Origin of the sequence: Bartonella sp. MU37NMGALS (assembly GCF_042194015.1) — a bacterium.
GTDB lineage: Bacteria > Pseudomonadota > Alphaproteobacteria > Rhizobiales > Rhizobiaceae > Bartonella > Bartonella grahamii.
In genome coordinates, this window is sequence record NZ_JBHIML010000087.1 from 1 (window position 1) to 1,241 (window position 1,241).

General features: G+C 42.5%; 3 protein-coding genes and 1 pseudogene. 2 read left to right on the forward strand and 2 right to left on the reverse strand.

Annotated features, from left to right (window positions below; translation table 11 throughout):
• Nucleotides 1-138 (forward strand): annotated as a pseudogene (locus tag ACFIJP_RS09170) (late control protein); the annotation flags it as partial.
• A 92-nt stretch (nt 139-230) separates the two neighbouring features.
• Here ACFIJP_RS09170 and ACFIJP_RS09175 read toward each other — a convergent pair.
• Together ACFIJP_RS09175 and ACFIJP_RS09180 are read right to left on the reverse strand one after the other, a co-directional pair.
• On the reverse strand, nt 231-542 hold the full coding sequence (locus ACFIJP_RS09175) for a DNA-binding protein (protein ID WP_375627110.1): 312 nt from the start codon (nt 540-542) through the stop codon (nt 231-233).
• 12 nt (nt 543-554) lie between these two features.
• Nucleotides 555-878, reverse strand: a complete 324-nt coding sequence (locus ACFIJP_RS09180) for a type II toxin-antitoxin system RelE/ParE family toxin (RefSeq protein WP_015857128.1) — start codon at nt 876-878, stop codon at nt 555-557.
• A gap of 181 nt (nt 879-1,059) precedes the next feature.
• On the opposite strand from ACFIJP_RS09180, the gene ACFIJP_RS09185 reads away from it, so the two are divergent.
• On the forward strand, nt 1,060-1,241 hold a 182-nt coding region (locus tag ACFIJP_RS09185; protein WP_375627034.1), incomplete at its 3' end, for a lysozyme.

Here is a 1,241-nt window from a genome sequence, read left to right on the forward strand (position 1 = left end):
GATAAAGCGCAAGAAGATGCGGCTGGAAACGTTGCAAACACAACACCAGACAAGGATGATACCCTTGATCCAAACGCCCCACCAAACGCATGTGACGAAGGAGACGGCGTAATCCATATGGACGAAGAGGATACATGATAGGTTATAAACCAGATTTAGAGCCCCTCATTAAAAAGATTGCTTAAGTACCTCCCTTCCCCATCTTTAAAGGTGGGGAGTGGACACTAAAGTTACACGTGTGGAACTGGTCGTTCAAGAGGCTGTACAGCCAAACGAAACCCCATGGTACGCAGTAAAGCATTCAAGCTGCGGAACTCTGGATTACCTTTTTCTGAAAGTGTACGGTAAAGTTGTGTTGGGTTCAAGTTGGCTGCTTTAGCTACAGCTTGAACACCACCATAAGCTTTGGCCATTTGGCGTAGAGTTACAAGCAGCTCACCCTGATCACCATCTGCTAGGATTGCATCAAGGGTAGCTGCTGCCAACTCAGGATCACCACGGAATATTTCTGCCATTGCATCATCATGGTTACGGTCTTTCATTTTTGCACTCCTTTAATCTTCACGGTTTTGCCAATCACGCCAGCAAGCACATGCACGAGTGATATCAGTCTCTTGTGTTTTTTTGCTGCCACCGCATAATAGCAACAATACAGTCTTTCCAGATTGGACATAATAAACTCGGTAGCCAGGACCAACATTAATACGCAATTCATGAACACCCTCACGAAGCGGCTTGAAATCGCCAAAGTTTCCCTGCTCTAAACGATTAAGGCGGCGAATAATTGCAGTTTTAGCCTGCATATCACGGAGCTTTCGCAGCCAATCAGCTATCAAGTCTTTGCCATCAGAAGTAAGGTAGTGACGTATTTCAAACATGATGTATATTCGTTTATAAACGAATATTTGTCAAGAAAGAAATTAAAAGTTGAGAAAAAATCTTCTTTTATTCCAATGAAAAAGCGACATGAAGCTTAACCAAGCTATCTTTCCGAATAGGAAAGATGTCAATTTTTTAATCCAGCTCTGCTTTTGCGGGGCTTTTTTTATGGAGAATCATATGCGAAAAATATCATCAGAAGGACTAGCACTTATCAAACAATGGGAAGGTTTGCGTTTGAACGCCTATAAAGATGCCATTGGGGTGTGGACAATAGGTTATGGTCATACAAACAGTGCTGGAAAACCTTTTATTTACGAAGGCATGACAATCACTGAAAAGCAAGCAGAAGAACTTCTTTG

Excerpts from the sequence above, each read along its gene's own strand:
- ACFIJP_RS09175 (WP_375627110.1), bottom strand. The coding sequence starts at position 542 with ATGAAAGACCGTAACCATGATGATGCAATGGCAGAAATATTCCGTGGT.
- ACFIJP_RS09180 (WP_015857128.1), bottom strand. The coding sequence starts at position 878 with ATGTTTGAAATACGTCACTACCTTACTTCTGATGGCAAAGACTTGATA.